Raw genomic sequence first — 503 nt, 5'->3', positions numbered from 1 at the left:
CAACTTATCAGCTTTATCAAGAAATGCTTCATAGATACTACCACCGCCGATAATCATAACCTCATTATGACCTTTGGCAGCTTCTAGAGCCTCTAAAGTAGAGCTCACTACTATTACGTCTTCTGCTGCATAAGATCGGTCTCTGGTAATGACTATATTGAGTCTATTTGGTAGAGCTTTACCAATTGACTCAAAAGTCTTACGCCCCATGACCACAGGCTTACCTAGTGTATGTTCTTTGAACCAAGCAAAGTCTGCAGGAAGGTGCCAAGGCATTGAGTTATTGTTACCGATGATCATTGGCTTTTCTTTATCAATAGCACCGTTATGTGCCATTGCCGCAATCATGCTAATCATAGAAATACTTTACCTTGAAGAAATTTGAGCGCAAATTATACCTAAATAACACTTTAGAACAAACGATCGCCTAAACAATTGGTCTTCTTCGATAAAAAAGTAACCCTGGAACCGCAAGACCAACAGCTAAACCTGCAATAATAAAC

General features: G+C 39.4%; 1 protein-coding gene. It reads right to left on the bottom strand.

Features of this window, described 5'->3' with window-relative positions; translation table 11 throughout:
- The coding region (locus tag R8O10_RS27810; protein WP_318192308.1) for a dihydrofolate reductase at positions 1-357 on the bottom strand (357 nt) is incomplete at its 3' end.
- Positions 358-503: the final 146 nt, after the last annotated feature.

This window comes from Vibrio sp. 1727, assembly GCF_033344415.1.
Lineage (GTDB): Bacteria > Pseudomonadota > Gammaproteobacteria > Enterobacterales > Vibrionaceae > Vibrio > Vibrio alginolyticus.
Note: the sequence above shows the minus strand (reverse complement) of the source record. Positions and strands in the feature narration are given on the sequence as shown.